Source organism: Citrobacter amalonaticus Y19 (assembly GCF_000981805.1).
GTDB classification, from domain to species: Bacteria; Pseudomonadota; Gammaproteobacteria; order Enterobacterales; family Enterobacteriaceae; genus Citrobacter_A; species Citrobacter_A amalonaticus_C.
In genome coordinates this window covers 196923-213937 of record NZ_CP011133.1, presented here as the reverse complement: position 1 = coordinate 213937, position 17015 = coordinate 196923, and the positions used below count along the sequence as shown (strand labels likewise).

General features: G+C 51.6%; 13 protein-coding genes. 5 read left to right on the top strand and 8 right to left on the bottom strand.

The window, feature by feature from the left end:
• Nucleotides 1–73: 73 nt before the first annotated feature.
• Nucleotides 74–3151, bottom strand: coding sequence for a Tn3 family transposase (locus tag F384_RS27290; RefSeq protein ID WP_046499267.1), 3078 nt, complete (start codon nt 3149–3151; stop codon nt 74–76).
• A gap of 152 nt (nt 3152–3303) precedes the next feature.
• Here F384_RS27290 and F384_RS27285 point away from each other — a divergent pair, with 152 nt between their 5' ends.
• Nucleotides 3304–4272: an IS5 family transposase gene (locus F384_RS27285; protein ID WP_074091250.1), complete on the top strand. Its 969-nt coding sequence runs from the start codon at nt 3304–3306 to the stop codon at nt 4270–4272.
• 230 nt (nt 4273–4502) lie between these two features.
• Here F384_RS27285 and F384_RS27280 read toward each other — a convergent pair whose 3' ends face one another.
• On the bottom strand, nt 4503–5483 hold the full coding sequence (locus F384_RS27280) for an IS5-like element IS5 family transposase (protein ID WP_046499571.1): 981 nt from the start codon (nt 5481–5483) through the stop codon (nt 4503–4505).
• Nucleotides 5484–5587: 104 nt separating this feature from the next.
• On the opposite strand from F384_RS27280, the gene F384_RS27275 reads away from it, so the two are divergent.
• A complete protein-coding gene (locus F384_RS27275) occupies nt 5588–6400 on the top strand; it encodes a MetQ/NlpA family ABC transporter substrate-binding protein (RefSeq protein WP_046499266.1) in 813 nt (270 codons plus the stop codon).
• Between the two features lie 94 nt (nt 6401–6494).
• Here the strand turns inward: F384_RS27275 and ttrA are convergent, their stop codons facing one another.
• From ttrA to ttrB, 3 genes are read right to left on the bottom strand one after another with little or no spacing between them, the layout of a single operon-like run.
• The gene (ttrA, locus tag F384_RS27270) at nt 6495–9560 is read right to left on the bottom strand and encodes a tetrathionate reductase subunit TtrA (protein ID WP_000002334.1); all 3066 of its coding nucleotides are present in this window, start codon (nt 9558–9560) and stop codon (nt 6495–6497) included.
• Complete coding sequence (ttrC, locus tag F384_RS27265; protein WP_044864557.1) at nt 9553–10575, bottom strand: tetrathionate reductase subunit TtrC; 1023 nt, start codon at nt 10573–10575, stop codon at nt 9553–9555. The genes ttrA and ttrC overlap by 8 nt, the downstream gene beginning before the upstream one ends.
• On the bottom strand, nt 10576–11310 hold the full coding sequence (gene ttrB, locus F384_RS27260) for a tetrathionate reductase subunit TtrB (RefSeq protein ID WP_000378466.1): 735 nt from the start codon (nt 11308–11310) through the stop codon (nt 10576–10578).
• 227 nt (nt 11311–11537) lie between these two features.
• On the opposite strand from ttrB, the gene ttrS reads away from it, so the two are divergent.
• From ttrS to fumD, 3 genes are all read left to right on the top strand, one after another.
• Nucleotides 11538–13271: a tetrathionate respiration histidine kinase TtrS gene (gene ttrS, locus F384_RS27255; protein WP_080950116.1), complete on the top strand. Its 1734-nt coding sequence runs from the start codon at nt 11538–11540 to the stop codon at nt 13269–13271.
• Complete coding sequence (gene ttrR / locus F384_RS27250; protein ID WP_000974596.1) at nt 13246–13830, top strand: tetrathionate respiration response regulator TtrR; 585 nt, start codon at nt 13246–13248, stop codon at nt 13828–13830. Before ttrS ends, ttrR begins: the two co-directional genes overlap by 26 nt.
• 92 nt (nt 13831–13922) lie before the next feature.
• Nucleotides 13923–14126 carry a fumarate hydratase FumD gene (gene fumD / locus F384_RS27245; protein WP_000528119.1) on the top strand — a complete coding sequence of 68 codons (204 nt, stop codon included), beginning with the start codon at nt 13923–13925 and terminating at the stop codon, nt 14124–14126.
• 108 nt (nt 14127–14234) lie between these two features.
• On the opposite strand, the gene F384_RS27240 is transcribed toward fumD, so the two are convergent.
• The 3 genes from F384_RS27240 to F384_RS27230 form a co-directional block, all read right to left on the bottom strand.
• Nucleotides 14235–15215, bottom strand: a complete 981-nt coding sequence (locus F384_RS27240; RefSeq protein ID WP_046499253.1) for an IS5-like element IS5 family transposase — start codon at nt 15213–15215, stop codon at nt 14235–14237.
• A 128-nt stretch (nt 15216–15343) separates the two neighbouring features.
• On the bottom strand, nt 15344–15676 hold the full coding sequence (locus F384_RS27235; protein ID WP_040133149.1) for a YnfA family protein: 333 nt from the start codon (nt 15674–15676) through the stop codon (nt 15344–15346).
• A gap of 119 nt (nt 15677–15795) precedes the next feature.
• On the bottom strand, nt 15796–16845 hold the full coding sequence (locus F384_RS27230; RefSeq protein ID WP_011711649.1) for a DNA-binding protein: 1050 nt from the start codon (nt 16843–16845) through the stop codon (nt 15796–15798).
• Nucleotides 16846–17015: the final 170 nt, after the last annotated feature.

Genomic DNA, 17015 nt, shown 5'->3' with positions numbered 1-17015 from the left:
AATAGTTGAAATGATCAAGTGTATAAATGGTAGATTGCTACGTTTTCGCACTGCTGACATTATACTTCAAATATTATTCGCTTGGCGGCTCACTGTCCGTCAAGGCTTGTTGCCAATACTCAGGATCTGCATAGCGGGCAACCAACGCATCAATATCTATCTTTGATGTCGATGGGCTAAACTCAAAACTGCCATACATATTAATGTGCTGCCAGGCTACAGGTGAAATTCCCTGAAGCTGGTGTAATGCATTTTGATCACCTACAGTTTGTTTCTGTTCATAGACACGGGAAAGCAGTACGGTATTGTAGTAGATGACCGCATTCGTGATCAGTCGCGAACACTCATTCCAGATCTGTTGTTCCTCTTCCGTTTTAACCCTGAATTTTCCTCCGTTGACGAATGCAACTGCACGCCGTAATCGGTGATAGGCTTCACCTCGATTCAGAGCTTTTTGTACGCATTGGCGTAACCCAACATCATCCATAAATTCGAGGATATAGAGTGTTCGGCATATATTTTCCAGTTCCCACAATGCTTTCTTGGTCTGATTCTGCCGTGAATAACTGGATAACTTGCGTACAATCGTAGCTTGGGTGACATCCTTTTGGGCAAGAGAGGCCATGATCCGTTGAATATTAGGCCATTCACGTTCAATCAACTCATCATCTGTTTTTCGGGATGGTCGAATCAACCAATCACCATATTCAGAAGGATTTCTGGAACCCACCAATGTTTCTATTTTTTTGTGTAAGTCGCGATAACGCGGTGCGAAATGATAGCCAAACGCATGCAAGATCCAGAAGTTTACCTGATTCGTGCCGTGTGTATCGGTGGAATGCCGCTCCGGTTTTATGTCCGATGTATTGTTATGCAACAAATCAAAAACATAATGGCTTTCATGCTCGTGAGTACCAATGATCTTGGCATTAATAGGGACGTGATTTGCGACTAACGTGTAGGCACTTACACCTTTCTGCAATCCGAAATATTTGGGTGAATATCGGGCATTGAGCGTATTGATTTGTGTCTCCATACGCTGCCCATCACTGCTGGAATGTAATGTATCTTGAATATTATAAAGATGAAATGCCGGTAGCTGACTGGTTGCATTACTAATGGCATCGTTTGCTGCTCGTAAAGTCTCCAGCCGGAGATAATTTCTGGCAGTTCCAGCCATAGCCTGTGCACTCAAACCAGATACTTCAGCCATTTTTGCTAACCCCATATTCGTTCCCATCGCAACAATGCAGGCGAATATTTCTCGGGGATCGGCTTCATGCTTCACATAACGATCTAGCACATGGGTGAATGCACTCAAAAACCCAGTATTACCGGCCACAAACCACAATAAATCGGCAATCCCGATCCCTGGTAACTGACTGTAAAAATCACTATTTACCGGCTCATCACTGCTTGGATAGAGAAGTTTCCAACGGCGTTTTTCAGCAGCACCAATTACTTTGATATGTTTATTAACACCATCAGCAATATGTTGATTGATGGCCGCATAACGAGCCTCCATCATGGCATGAAGTTCTGCCAAAGTATCCTCGATCGGTGCAAGCAAAATAGGTGCGCCGATCTCACGCAATACCAGCTCTTTATCTTGCCATCTCAGATCACTGATCAGGTCATCCTCAAATCGGCGAAATTCATTACTATTTTTGACATATAAATCACCCGCTTCCAGCGAGTTACGTAGTAAGCGGTAAACCAAAAATTCATAGCAATCTACATCAAGATCCTTGAATGTATTACCTTCTTTACGAAATAAATAACGGCGTAATCCTTTGACAATTATCTCAACAGGAAACAAATTTGGATCTGCCTGCCGAGGTGATTTGTTTGCCCGTAATAGATTTTGTAAAAACTCAACCGCTTCCAGTAAGGGAGAGTCTTCAACCCGTCCTGCAAAATCTAGATCCGAGAACAGTTGTCGGAGATTACGTTTAAAGGTCGCCGATAATTTTGTGTAATGTGACCATTCAAATGCCGTTTTGTCGAACGCGATATTACGCAAGTAATCAGAGACAACTGGAAATTGTTCTGGGTCAAGTAATGTAAACGCTTTTTCCTTGATGGAGGAAAAGGGCGTGTCGTCGGTGAACTGATCATCAGTAAACAAACTGAGTACATGGCCCGCCGCTTGTAAATTTTTGGCAGCATTCGCCACGGCTGTATTCATAGCTTCATCAGCAGCACGTTTGGCTTGTTTCTCATATTGATCGACCCAGTGGATCAGCGCTTCAATTAAATTGTCATTGATTTGTCGAAACCGATGGAAGGCAAAAAACAGCAAATACAACTGAGCTGTCTCTTTTTTCATACGTTGGAGTTTGTAGGTGGTGTAGAACCTGACCAGTGAGGCATAATATTTCCCACTTTCATTGGAAATACCGGCTGTCACCAGAAATTGCTGAGCGAACTCATGCAATGGCTGAAAAAACTGTCGGCGTGCTACTTCATGTCGCAATTCTTTATAACTGAAATCTTTAGCCTCATGCTTCAGTGAGCTGATCCGAAACATACCCTCATCTGAATTAAGAAGCTCTTCGAGCCGTAATGCAGTGGATGTTGGTATTGTGCTTTTGAGTATGCTGGCAATTCGTTTTCTTTCACCAGTAACAGCACGAGAAACCAAGTCTTGCAGAAAAGTGTAGCCCGGTGAAACCCAGTGTCGAGTTTCAAGATATTGTATTATTTCACGTAAAATGTAGAGCGGTTGGGTCGATATTGTTGCAACACGAGCAGCTTTAACTTCCAACTCGTCTTTATTGGCATTGTTACATAATGAATAGTTAAACAGCTTAAGAATGGCTCGTTGCTGCTCTAGACGTGTTGGCTTCGAAAGTACTTTGATGCTTTGCCAGTGCGTTTGGGGGAAATATATTGTCACAATAAAACGAATATCATCTGAGATTTCATCAGCCTCATAGACAAAAAACAACTGTTTGGCCTTGAAATATCCCAATTGCAAAATCAAATTCACTGCAACCGATGTTGTATGAATTGCATCAACTAACGCACGTTCGCTGGCGCTCAAATCAAAATATAAACGCCGTTCATCATCGGTGAACTTTGGCCGCTCAAAAATGTCGTTTATCTCTTGGGTTGATAAAATCGATAGTCGTTTGGATTCCTTCGTCATTTTTGAGATGCCTTAATTTTTTACGAGATCAAATTAGTTCTCGCTCACCCACATGAGAGAGAGGAACCATGCTTTTGTGCAAGATACCGAAAACAACTAATTGTTGTTCATGCTCGACGTGGCTTTGTTGAATAAATCGAACTTTTGCTGAGTTGAAGGATCAGATCACGCATCTTCCCGACAACGCAGACCGTTCCGTGGCAAAGCAAAAGTTCAAAATCACCAACTGGCCCACCTACAATAAAGCCCTCATCAACCGTGGCTCCATAACTTTCTGGCTGGATGATGAAGCTATTCAGGCCTGGTATGAGTCAGCAACACCTTCTTCACGAGGCAGACCTCAGCGCTATTCTGACCTTGCCATCACGACTGTGCTGGTCATTAAACGCGTATTCAGGCTGACCCTGCGCGCTGCGCAGGGTTTTATTGATTCCATTTTTACACTGATGAATGTTCCGTTGCGCTGCCCGGATTACACCAGTGTCAGCAAGCGCGCAAAGTCGGTTAATGTCAGTTTCAAAACGTCCACCCGGGGTGAAATCGCGCATCTGGTGATTGATTCCACCGGGCTGAAGGTCTTTGGTGAAGGCGAATGGAAAGTCAAAAAACACGGCAAAGAACGCCGTCGTATATGGCGAAAGTTGCATCTGGCAGTTGACAGCAACACACATGAAATCATCTGTGCAGACCTGTCGCTGAACAATGTGACGGACTCAGAAGCCTTCCCGGGTCTTATCCGGCAGACTCACAGAAAAATCAGGGCAGCATCGGCAGACGGCGCTTACGACACCCGGCTCTGTCACGATGAACTGCGGCGTAAGAAAATCAGCGCGCTTATCCCGCCCCGAAAAGGCGCGGGTTACTGGCCCGGTGAATATGCAGACCGTAACCGTGCTGTTGCGAATCAGCGGCTGACCGGGAGTAATGCGCGGTGGAAATGGACAACAGATTATAACCGTCGCTCGATAGCGGAAACGGCGATGTACCGGGTAAAACAGCTGTTCGGAGGTTCACTGACACTGCGTGACTACGATGGTCAGGTTGCGGAGGCTATGGCCCTGGTACGAGCGCTGAACAAAATGACGAAAGCAGGTATGCCTGAAAGCGTGCGTATTGCCTGAAAACACAACCCGCTACGGGGGAGACTTACCCGAAATCTGATTTATTCAACAAAGCCTATCGCCATGTCAATCTCCGCGCTATAGGGAAGGTGCGAATAAGCGGGGAAATTCTTCTCGGCTGACTCAGTCATTTCATTTCTTCATGTTTGAGCCGATTTTTTCTCCCGTAAATGCCTTGAATCAGCCTATTTAGACCGTTTCTTCGCCATTTAAGGCGTTATCCCCAGTTTTTAGTGAGATCTCTCCCACTGACGTATCATTTGGTCCGCCCGAAACAGGTTGGCCAGCGTGAATAACATCGCCAGTTGGTTATCGTTTTTCAGCAACCCCTTGTATCTGGCTTTCACGAAGCCGAACTGTCGCTTGATGATGCGAAATGGGTGCTCCACCTTCGCCCGGATGCTGGCTTTCATGTATTCGATGTTGATGGCCGTTTTGTTCTTGCGTGGATGCTGTTTCAAGGTTCTTACCTTGCCGGGGCGCTCGGCGATCAGCCAGTCCACATCCACCTCGGCCAGCTCCTCGCGCTGTGGCGCCCCTTGGTAGCCGGCATCGGCTGAGACAAATTGCTCCTCTCCATGCAGCAGATTACCCAGCTGATTGAGGTCATGCTCGTTGGCCTCGGTGGTGACCAGGCTGTGGGTCAGGCCACTCTTGGCATCGACACCAATGTGGGCCTTCATGCCAAAGTGCCACTGATTGCCTTTCTTGGTCTGATGCATCTCCGGATCGCGTTGCTGCTCATTGTTCTTGGTCGAGCTGGGTGCCTCAATGATGGTGGCATCCACCAAGGTGCCTTGGGTCATCATGACGCCTGCTTCGGCCAGCCAGCGATTGATGGTCTTGAACAATTGACGGGCCAGTTGATGCTGCTCGAGCAGGTGGCGGAAATTCATGATGGTGGTGCGATCCGGCAGGGCGCTATCCAGGGATAACCGGGCAAACAGGCGCATGGAGGCGATTTCGTACAGGGCATCTTCCATGGCACCGTCGCTCAGGTTGTACCAATGCTGCATGCAGTGAATGCGTAGCATGGTTTCCAGCGGATAAGGTCGCCGGCCATTACCAGCCTTGGGGTAAAACGGCTCGATGACTTCCACCATGTTTTGCCATGGCAGAATCTGCTCCATGCGGGACAAGAAAATCTCTTTTCTGGTCTGACGGCGCTTACTGCTGAATTCACTGTCGGCGAAGGTAAGTTGATGACTCATGATGAACCCTGTTCCATGGCTCCAGATGACAAACATGATCTCATATCAGGGACTTGTTCGCACCTTCCTTAGATAAACGCTAATAAAATACGGAAACCATTATCATGAAAAAATCACTGACGTTACTCGCCGCAGCAACCTTAAGCGCCCTGAGCTTTGCCTCCTGGGCTGATACTCTGACCGTTGGCGCGTCTAACGTGCCGCATGCGGAGATCTTTGAACAGGCCAAACCGATTCTGGCGAAGCAGGGGATCGATCTGGAGATTAAACCGTTCCAGGATTACATTCTGCCGAACACTGCGCTGGCTGGCCGTGAGATTGATGCCAACTACTTCCAGCATATTCCGTACCTGAACAGCGTGATTAAAGACCATGCAGGCGATAAAACGTATGACTTCGTTAGCGCCGGAGCGATTCACATTGAGCCGATTGGTATCTATTCGAAAAAAGTGAAATCACTTAAAGATCTGCCGGAAGGCGGCAAAGTCATCATGCGTGATGCGGTATCTGAGGAAGGTCGTATTCTGTCGATTTTCGAAAAAGAGGGTGTGATCAAGCTGAAGCCGGGCGTGGATAAAGTAACCGCGCGCATTAGCGATATCGTCGAAAACCCGAAAAAGCTGAAGTTCCTGCCAAACGTGGAAGCCGCGCTGTTACCGCAGATGTATAACAACGACGAAGGCGATGCGGTGGTGATTAACGCCAACTACGCCATCGATGCCGGGCTGGATCCAGTGAAAGATCCTATTGCCGTTGAAAGTGGTGAAAACAACCCGTATGCCAACATCATTACCGTGCATCGTGGCGACGAGAAGAAAAAGGATATCGTAGCGTTGGTTGATGTCCTGCATTCAAAAGAGATCCAGGACTGGATCCGTACTAAATATAAAGGTGCGGTGATCCCGGTAAACAACTAATCTGCTTTTTGCCGGGTGGCGGCAGTGCTTTATCCGGCCTACGATGTCCTGTAGGCCGGGTAAAACGCGTTCGCGATGCCATGCGGCACCAGAGCTACACTCGCTCAATTCTCGCTGGCAACCCCTGACGCACCGACGCACCCGACACCCAGTCAAGCCAGGTATTGGCTACCTGTCGGGTTGGGTCCGCAAAACCCAATTCGTTGAGATTAATCCCCGACTTAATCTGCTCATCAAACGCCATCGGCTCACCGTCGAGGGTATGCTGTGCCGCGCCCATTTCTTTATGTCCGTAACCATGTTCAATGGCGATGACACCCGGCATGACGCCATGCAGCAGGCTTATCTGCGCTTGCGCCTGACCACCAGGGGTGGTGATACGCACGATATCGCCGTGTGCTAAACCATACCGCTGACCATCCTGTGGATTGAGCGCCACCAGATTAACCGGCTTCAGATGATGAAGGCGTGGGATCACCGCCGTGGCGCTGGACATGGTATTGGATTTGAAGGAAATCAGCTTCAACGGCCACTCTTGTTCCGGGAACAACTCCTCGACCGCACGTCCATCTGACAGACGTGATGGATACCAGGCCGGGCAGCCGCTGTAGCGCTCGCCAGTAATCGCATGGCGGTGCGCGGCGACGTTCGCATTCCAGATTTGGAGCGGTTTTTCCCAGGCATTGCCGACGCGGTTATCAACTCGCCCGCTGTTGTCCGGCGCAAAGCGCCCGCCGCGGGAGTAGATAAACGCCACTCGGCTGATTTCATCGGTTTTCAACGTTTGGGTCATCACAGGCATGATCCGCTGGACCCCGGTCAGCGCTATGTCTTCCGGCTGTGCTTCAGCAACCGGAGCTTTGCCCATAAACGCAATATTGGCCGCGAGACGCAGGTAGTAATCTTCCGCACGGTTCAACGGATAGTGATTACCTTGCGGATCGGTAATTGCATTGTCGCCGAATCCAGGTAGCCCGATGCGCTTTGCCACTGCGATACAGAAAGACTCCATCGAGGCCGGTTGACCGTCAGCCGTGAGGCTGGTCGCCGATCTGACAACTGGCCAACGCGCGGTGGTGGCTTTGCTGGCCACGCCCGCCCACGGAGCGCTGAATCCCCAGCTTTCGAAGTTGTGGGTATCCGGCACGATGTAATCTGCCAGCGCCGTGGTTTCGTTCATAAAGGCGTCAATGGCAATAAACAGCGGCAGACGAGCAGGATCCTTGAGCTTTTCTTCCGCCACGCCGCGTAACCCCGCAATGCCGTAAAACGGGTTGGTCATGTTGGAGATCCAGGCTTTCAGCGGATAAGGGTAACCTTCAAGCGCCGAGACGAGGAGTTCGGTAAGCTGACCGGCGACAAACGGATACCACGGCGCTTTAGCCGGGAAGGGCGATTGCCCGGCAGCCACCTTATTGCGGTACTCTTCCGAAGACTCATAAGCGGTTTTACTGCGCGCGATGCTTAACCCTTTCGGTTTTACCTTCCCGGCGAAGCTGTCCATGTTGTAGCGCGGACCGTCGGTGGCACCATTAAATTTGCCGCCGCCGACGAACACGCCGCCTTCAAGGCTGAGGTTACCAATAAGCGCATTGAGCATCATCACCGACCAGGCGTTATAAAATCCATTGCCTGCCATCATTCCGCCGTGCGTGATCACCGCCGCTTTACGCCCGTGGCGGGTGAATGCGTCGGCCAGAACGGCAATGTCTGCTTCTGACACCCCACACTGCTGGCTGTACTGCGTTAGCGACAGTTTCTCGGCGGACTCACGCAGACACTGGAAGCTGCTTTTTACCGTTACTGTCTGCCCGTCGGCCAGCGTCACTTCACGGGTAACAAACAGCTGAGCGCGCGGGCAACTGCTGGCGGCGACAATCTCACCGGCCTCGTTGACGACCACCGGCTCCTGGGCTGCGTTTGCACTCAGATGGGCGAGGGTCAGGTGTTGTCCGGCAAGCGTTGGAATTTCATCGGTAATCACCAGATGCGTTGCATTAGTCCAGCTTTTTTCTCCTGCCTGCTGCATGGCCTGCACGCCGGGAATGGCGAGATAATCAGCGTTATAGCGTTGTTTATCGATAATCCAGCTTATCATCCCCATAGCCAGCGCGGAGTCGCTTCCCGGTCGTACGGGCTGCCAGTGGCCGCGATCGTCAGCCAGCACCGTGGTTAATGGCAGGGCTGGCGCCACCACAACATAGCGGAAGTCGTCACGTAAACGGGCGCTGGCCAGCTGGCGGGCCTGGCGCTTAAACGGGTTGCCGGATTGCGCCGGAGAGGTGCCCATAAACAGCGCGAATTCGACGTTATCCCAGTCGGGTTTTACGTGGGTATTTTTATCCAGATCGCCCATTAACGCACCTGAACCGGCCCGATAGGCCAGACCGCAGTAAGCGCCATGAGCGCCGAAGTTTTTACTGCCGAAACTGTTCAGTGCGAAGCGACGTAAAAAGGTATCACGTCCTTCATCGCTGGTATTGGTGACCAGCAGTTGATTGGATTTTGGGCCAAAGCCGGGATGTTTCGCATCAAGCGGTGTAGTGGGATCGTGGATAGCTCTCAGACCATCAACGTGGCCTTCACCAAACAAATCCCCACCTTCCACCACCTCTTTGATCAGCTGTTCGAAGCTGATGCGCTGCCATTTTCCTTCACCGCGTTTACCGACGCGCTTCATAGGCTCCAGAATACGTAGCGGGCTGTACAGACCTTCGAGTAAGGTTGCACCACGGGCGCAGGCGGTAGAACGTGCGTCAAGACCTGACTCCCCGGTCAACTGTTCCATTGCCGTGGCAAAGGGGACAGAGGCGTCTATATGGTGCTCGTGCGACAACGGATGATAAGGGTTGCCCGCAATGCGCAGCACTTTGCCTTGCTCAGTGTCAACGCGAACCCGTACACCACACTGCGTCCAGCAACCAAAGCACTGCGTCATCGAGATCACCTGCTGCGGGTTTTGCTGCCAGTGAGGCCGGGCGTTGGCTTCGGGGATGAGCGCGTTGGCAAAAATGCGGTCACGGGTAATTTTGCCCGAGGTTCCGTCCAACAAACCGTCTATCGCGCGCTTTGCCACATCCCGATAACTCAGGCCAAAAGTCACCATGCCACCTACGGCAAGGCCGACTTTAAGCCACTGACGACGGGTTAAATTAGCCATGTTGCATTCTCCTTGCGATCGCGTTCAGGGCTTCACGAACAATAATAATCAGTGCTATCCACAGGCCGAAGGTACCCACAATAGCCAGCCAGCCATCGGTGCCGCCGGGCAGGGTATAGGGATTAAACTGCGCGTTAAATTTCGGTACGGTCTGCACCTGGATGAGTAACGTCCAGCGCATTAGCCAGCACAGCGCCATAGCGCTAAAAGCGAGTAATATGCGCAGCGGTAGCGATAAGGGGTAACGTACAACCAACCCGCAAAGAGCAAGCGAAACAAGCCATAGCGCAACCCAACCGATAGCGTAGTGTTGTGCTGAAGAGGCAACATCCAGCCACTGACGGATAGCCGAACCGGAAAGCGTATTCCCACTCGCCCAGATCGCCACCACGATAGCCAGCGCGATCAACGTGACCATTTGCCCCCACGCTAGCTTACGCGGTAGTGCGTCCTTGCTATTTGTCGTGGCAATAAGCAGGGCAAGAAATGTTTGCAGCGCGCTGAGGAACATCGCAACCGGAAAGGCGTAACTGAACCAAATGGGACGCGCCTGTACCACCGACACTTCACGGCCGGTGTAAACCAGCAATCCGATGGCGGACAGCGCGCTACCAAGTGCTAACCATTTTGTGACGCTGTAACTTTTTAGCGTTAGCCGTTTCACATGCTGCGCCAGAAACCACAGACCTAAAAAACCGGTAAACAGCGGTAAAAACAGCGCGCCCCACGGCATCCAGGACCATGGCGTCGGATACGCATAGAAGTGCCAGACGCGGGCGGTTTGGTGTAGATCAGCAGTCAGCGCCAGCGGCGCGGTAATCGCGCAGGTCAGGGCGATTAGCAGCGTCAGATTCTCCAGGTCTGCCGTTTCTTTTTTGCACCAGTGGAGAACGCATGCGAACAGCGCGGCGCAGGCGGCAATGCCGATGAAAAAGAAATATTGTACGGCCCAGGGTAACCAGCTTACGTCCTGGGGATGGGCCAGAACCTCGTCGATAATCAGTGAATGGTTCATTTAAACCTCCTGCCAGAGAGCGGGTTGAGCACGTCCCATCAATGGGGTAACAAACGCCTCATCCAGCCCCAGATAGAACACGTGAGGAGACGTACCGCTTTCCGGCTTCAGGACTTTGATGGCGTCATGGTGCTCATGCAGCATTTGCGAAATGCGGCTGTGCGGATCTTTAATATCGCCAATGATGCGCGCGCCGCCGACGCAGGATTCCACACAGGCCGGGAGCAGCCCCGCTTCGAGGCGGTGAACGCAAAAGGTACATTTATCGGCGGTTTGCGTTTCATGGTTGATGAATCGCGCATCATAAGGGCAGGCCTGCACGCAATAGGCGCAGCCCACGCAGCGTGTGTTGTCGACCACCACAATGCCGTCTTCGCGTTGGAAAGTGGCTTGTACCGGGCAAACGGGCACGCAAGGGGGATTATCACAATGGTTGCACAGTCGCGGCAGCAGGACGTTGGTAACGCTTTGCTGGCCTTCAATCTGTACTTGATACTGGTTGACGAGGGTACGAAATTCGCCCTGTGGCGTCTGGTTTTCAATGGCGCAACTGACGGTACAGGCCTGGCAGCCGATACAGCGTCGCAGGTCAACCAGCATGGCGTAGCGATGCTGTTGTGAGCCTTCGTGGCGTTCAGGCGAAAAGGGAAATTGCGCCTGAGCCAGCGGAACCAGTGATGCGCCAGCGGTCAGGACGCCCAGTCGCTGGAGAAACTGCCGTTTACTGCTGTCCATATTTTCTCCCGTCACGATGCAACAACGAAACATTGGTCACGCCGTTGATTTGCGTGTGATGAATAAAGAATCTCAATGATTTACAGTGTAAAAATCGTGACGGGGTATACTCTATTGTGGTTAACCACATACCCGGCTTGTTGTTGATCTAAAACAACATAATTGACAGGGACAATTGAGTGGGACGCAACGTAGTAAGATGTCTGACGGTACTGGCGTCGCTGTGGATGCTAAGTGGCGCGGTCAGGGCGCAGACATGGAACATTGGCGTTTTGGCAATGCGCGGGGAGGTTTCTACACGTAATCACTGGCAGCCGCTGGAAACCTTGTTGAATCAGCAAATCCCCGGTGAGCAGTTTCATATTCAACCGCTGGACCTGCGGCAGATGCAGGAGGCGGTGAATCGTGGAACGGTACACTTTGTGGTCACCAATCCGGCGCAGTTTGTCCAGCTTAACAGCCGCTCAGCGCTACGCTGGCTGGCGTCGTTACGATCCACCCGTGGTGGGAAAGCCACCAGTAACGTGATTGGCAGCGCCATTCTCGTCAGGCGCGACAGTGGGTTAACCTCCGCACACGATCTGATCGGCAAAACGGTTGGCGCCATTGATGCTCAGGCGTTTGGCGGCTATTTGCTGGGATATAAAGCGCTCAGTGATGCCGGTCTGCGCCCTGAACGTGATTTACGTCTGACGTTTACCGGATTTCCCGCCGATGCCTTACTCTATTTATTACGTGAAAAAGCCGTGCAGGCGGTGATCGTGCCGGTGTGCCTGCTGGAAAAAATGGATGAAGAAGGCCTCATCCGTAAAACCGATTTTATGACCGTGTTGAATCATCCGACTTCAATTCCCTGTTTAACCAGTACGCCGCTCTATCCGGACTGGTCATTTGCCGCACTACCTGCAGTGAGTGACGAGCTGGCCGATCGCGTCACGCGGGTACTGTTCAATGCACCGCAAAACGCGACGTTTCGCTGGGGTGCGCCCGCCTCGACCCGTGAAGTAGAAGCGTTGCTGCGCGACGTCCGACAGCATCCGCAGCAGCGTCAGCTGTGGCTGGATGTCAAAAGCTGGTTTATTCAACACCGACTGGCGATGGGGGGCGTGGTCATCGTATTGCTGTTGCTTACGCTCAATTACATCTGGGTGATGCTGTTGGTTCGCCGACGTGGCAGGCAGCTGGAGCGGAACAACGTGTTGTTGCACAAACAGGAACAGGCGCTGGAGACTGCCCGCCAAATGAGCGTGCTGGGGGAGATGACCTCCGGTTTTGCCCATGAACTCAATCAGCCGTTGTCTGCTATCCGTCATTATGCCCAAGGCTGTCTAATTCGCCTGCGTGGTCAGGATGAGCAGCATCCGTTGCTGCCCGCGCTTGAGCACATAGACGCTCAGGCACAACGAGGAGCCGATACGCTGCGCAATCTCCGGCAGTGGGTCAGCCAGGCACAGGGCAATCCGGTACTCACCGATGACTGGCAAGCCATCAACGTTCACGATGCTATCCATCACGTCTGGCAATTACTGCGTATGCCCCAGCAATTCCCGGCGATAACGCTGCACACGCAGGTTAGTAAGGCGTTAACGTTGATGCTGCCAAGCGTTCTTCTTGAGCAGGTGCTGGCTAACCTGGTACTCAATGCCGCCCAGGCAGGCGCTACGACGGTATGGTTTAGCGCCCTGCATAAGGATGGCGGCGTGCGTATTCAGGTGCAGGATAATGCCGGAGGTATTGACGAGGCTCAGTTGTATCAGGCGTTTCAGCCGTTTATGACCACCCGCAAAGAAGGTATGGGGCTAGGACTGGCCATTTGTCAGCGACTGGTGCGCTACGCAAACGGAGATATTGAGATCAAAAATCAGCAGGCCCCGGACGGTAAAGCGGGGGCGAGAGTGACATTGTATTTTAAGCCAAATCAGGAAGGAGGCCGTAGTGGCGATAATTCATCTGCTGGATGACGACATTGCCGTTACCCAGGCCTGTGCGTTTTTATTGGAAAGTCTGGGATATGAAGTGTCTTGCTGGGAGCAAGGCGAGAAATTCCTCGCCGAGGCAAATTTGCACCAGGTGGGCGTACTACTGCTGGATATGCGTATGCCGGTACTGGATGGGCACGCTGTGCATGAAATCATGCGTCAGAAAGCAAGTACGCTGGCGGTGGTCTTTCTCACCGGGCACGGCGATGTGCCGATGGCGGTTGAGCAAATGAAACGTGGCGCGGTCGACTTTTTGCAAAAACCGGTGTCAGCCGTGCCGCTTCAGGCAGCATTAGAACATGCCTTGCAGGTCTCGGCAGCGGCGTTCTCGCGACAAGAGATCATCTCATGCTACCAACAACTTACGCCAAAAGAACGGGAACTGGCGCATCTGGTAGCAAAAGGGTTAATGAATCGGGAAATTGCTGATGCCATGAATATTGCCGTGCGTACGGTTGAAGTGCACCGGGCGCGGGTGATGGAAAAAATGCAGGCAGGAAGTCTTGCTGAGCTCGTTAATCGACTTCAGAGAATTCAGTAGAATGATAACATTTATTTGATTTTCATTGAATTTTGTCTAAATCCTCAGAGTGATATATGCTGTTGGTTTGAGTTAATGACGAGCGGGCAAAAATGGGAAATCAGACGAAAGACGACGAGTTGTACCGTGAAATGTGCAGAGTAGTCGGTAAAGTAGTGCTGGAAATGCGCGATCTGGGACAAGAACCTAAGCATATCGTCATTGCGGGAGTACTGAGAACCACCCTTGCTAACCAGCGCGTGAAGCGCAGTGAGTTAGGGAAGGTGCGAATAAGCGGGGAAATTCTTCTCGGCTGACTCAGTCATTTCATTTCTTCATGTTTGAGCCGATTTTTTCTCCCGTAAATGCCTTGAATCAGCCTATTTAGACCGTTTCTTCGCCATTTAAGGCGTTATCCCCAGTTTTTAGTGAGATCTCTCCCACTGACGTATCATTTGGTCCGCCCGAAACAGGTTGGCCAGCGTGAATAACATCGCCAGTTGGTTATCGTTTTTCAGCAACCCCTTGTATCTGGCTTTCACGAAGCCGAACTGTCGCTTGATGATGCGAAATGGGTGCTCCACCTTCGCCCGGATGCTGGCTTTCATGTATTCGATGTTGATGGCCGTTTTGTTCTTGCGTGGATGCTGTTTCAAGGTTCTTACCTTGCCGGGGCGCTCGGCGATCAGCCAGTCCACATCCACCTCGGCCAGCTCCTCGCGCTGTGGCGCCCCTTGGTAGCCGGCATCGGCTGAGACAAATTGCTCCTCTCCATGCAGCAGATTACCCAGCTGATTGAGGTCATGCTCGTTGGCCTCGGTGGTGACCAGGCTGTGGGTCAGGCCACTCTTGGCATCGACACCAATGTGGGCCTTCATGCCAAAGTGCCACTGATTGCCTTTCTTGGTCTGATGCATCTCCGGATCGCGTTGCTGCTCTTTGTTCTTGGTCGAGCTGGGTGCCTCAATGATGGTGGCATCGACCAAGGTGCCTTGAGTCATCATGACGCCTGCTTCGGCCAGCCAGCGATTGATGGTCTTGAACAATTGGCGGGCCAGTTGATGCTGCTCCAGCAGGTGGCGGAAATTCATGATGGTGGTGCGGTCCGGCAAGGCGCTATCCAGGGATAACCGGGCAAACAGACGCATGGAGGCGATTTCGTACAGAGCATCTTCCATCGCGCCATCGCTCAGGTTGTACCAATGCTGCATGCAGTGAATGCGTAGCATGGTTTCCAGCGGATAAGGTCGCCGGCCATTACCAGCCTTGGGGTAAAACGGCTCGATGACTTCCACCATGTTTTGCCATGGCAGAATCTGCTCCATGCGGGACAAGAAAATCTCTTTTCTGGTCTGACGGCGCTTACTGCTGAATTCACTGTCGGCGAAGGTAAGTTGATGACTCATGATGAACCCTGTTCCATGGCTCCAGATGACAAACATGATCTCATATCAGAGGTCCGGCCGGTAAAAGCGTTGGATTTAGCCACTTTGAGCATAAGTGGCTGATATTATTCAACATTATGGCGCCTTGCCTAACCGGCCGTTGGCTGTATAACGATGATGGTAACCCCTACCAATGCGACCAAAGCCCCCGCGATGTCCCAACGGGTGAGCGCCACTCCGTCAACAATACGCAACCAGAGGAGAGCAACGCCCAGATATATGCCCGCATAGGCAGCATAAGTGCGACCTGCCGCCGTTGGGTGAAGCGTCAACAGCCACGCAAATAACGCCAGCGAAAGCGCAGCAGGAATTAACAACCATACCGACTTGTTCTGTTTCAGTACCAGCCACGGCAGATAACAACCTACAATTTCGGCAACCGCAGTAATTACAAATATTGTGAAAATTGACAGCAGATTCATTGGCAAAAGATCCTTGATGTGAAGAAGCACAGAAGCTTCAAGTGGAAGAACCGACAAATTTGATGAGCTACGACGATTCCACCATTAAGCTGCCGGGCGCTCAAAATACATCCATCCGGCTACAGCGAACTTTGGAGCTGTTTAAATTGACCTTGGATCACGGCTTTTTCCTGAAGAATGACTTTATTCTCGTCGATCAGAAGCGCCGCTTTATCCTGGGTGGTTTTCAATTCGGTTTTTGTGGTCTCCAGTGTTTGGGATAAGACGGCCACTTGCTTATCAACATCAGCTTTCTGAGTGGTGAGCACGGCCATGTTTTGCGCCAAATGATCATTTTGATGCTGGTATTCCCGGCACTTTGCCACGGCTTCTTCAAGCTCGTGTTTCAGGTTCTGGACATCTTCTATCTTTCCCTTCACGTCGCTATTTAGCGCCCCATTGGCCCGTTTTAATTCATCGGCATGTCGTTGTAACTGCACATTGGCGTCAAACAGCTCTGACGCTCTCGACTCAGCCTGGGCGAGCCGGTGTTGCAGATCCTGGATCTGATCGTTCAGCCCCTGGTTAACTGAACGGAATTGTTCGCGCTCCTGCTGGCGGTCTTCGGCAGTACGCTGCTGGTAATGTTCGAAATGATCGCGGATATCCTTATTTTCTTGTTTGAGTTCCGCAACGCTCTCCTTCAATTCAACAATCCGTGCAGCAGCTTCGTCCCGCTGGGACTCGGCCTTGGCCAGGCTGACACGCGCGTCTTCCAGGGACCGACTTTGCTCGCTTTTTTCTTTGCTCAGCCGTTCGGTCTGGTTCTCCAGGTCCCGTTGTCGGGCAGTTAGTTGCGCCATGGTGTTGTCGGCATGGGTCAACTCTTTGCGGAGTTCTTCCTTTAAAGTCTCGAATTCCTGGCGAGCTTGTTCGATACGGTGGTCGGCCATCTGCTGTACCCGCTCATGCAGGGACTTTACCACCTCGACGAGGTCGTTCGGCAGCCCACTGACATCGGCCGCCTCCCCATTGTCTGACCGCCAACGCTTGAGCAATGGCGCGATGGTGCTTTTGCTGCCGGTGCCCAGGTGTTCGCGCACCCGATCCACCGTGGGTTCCTGGCCTTGTGTTTTAATGGCTTCAGCGGCTTTAGCGATATCGTGATAAGTGACTCCGGCACGGGCCATGGTGATTCCTCTCGGATTATTTAGTAACATATTACATAACACGTAATATAACATTATATTGGTTCGTTTCAAGATCGCTTGAATTCATGATACTAACCACTGATAATCATCCTTATCGTGGGCTAGTTGATCTTGACGTAAATTTTCGACTTGTAACGCCGGTACATAGC

Bases quoted from the DNA above. Each gene is read 5' to 3' on its own strand.
- F384_RS27290 (WP_046499267.1), bottom strand. From the start codon at position 3,151: ATGACGAAGGAATCCAAACGACTATCGATTTTATCAACCCAAGAGATA.
- F384_RS27280 (WP_046499571.1), bottom strand. From the start codon at position 5,483: ATGAGTCATCAACTTACCTTCGCCGACAGTGAATTCAGCAGTAAGCGC.
- F384_RS27275 (WP_046499266.1), top strand. From the start codon at position 5,588: ATGAAAAAATCACTGACGTTACTCGCCGCAGCAACCTTAAGCGCCCTG.
- ttrA (WP_000002334.1), bottom strand. From the start codon at position 9,560: ATGGCTAATTTAACCCGTCGTCAGTGGCTTAAAGTCGGCCTTGCCGTA.
- ttrC (WP_044864557.1), bottom strand. From the start codon at position 10,575: ATGAACCATTCACTGATTATCGACGAGGTTCTGGCCCATCCCCAGGAC.
- ttrB (WP_000378466.1), bottom strand. From the start codon at position 11,310: ATGGACAGCAGTAAACGGCAGTTTCTCCAGCGACTGGGCGTCCTGACC.
- ttrS (WP_080950116.1), top strand. From the start codon at position 11,538: ATGCTAAGTGGCGCGGTCAGGGCGCAGACATGGAACATTGGCGTTTTG.
- fumD (WP_000528119.1), top strand. From the start codon at position 13,923: ATGGGAAATCAGACGAAAGACGACGAGTTGTACCGTGAAATGTGCAGA.
- F384_RS27240 (WP_046499253.1), bottom strand. From the start codon at position 15,215: ATGAGTCATCAACTTACCTTCGCCGACAGTGAATTCAGCAGTAAGCGC.
- F384_RS27235 (WP_040133149.1), bottom strand. From the start codon at position 15,676: ATGAATCTGCTGTCAATTTTCACAATATTTGTAATTACTGCGGTTGCC.
- F384_RS27230 (WP_011711649.1), bottom strand. From the start codon at position 16,845: ATGGCCCGTGCCGGAGTCACTTATCACGATATCGCTAAAGCCGCTGAA.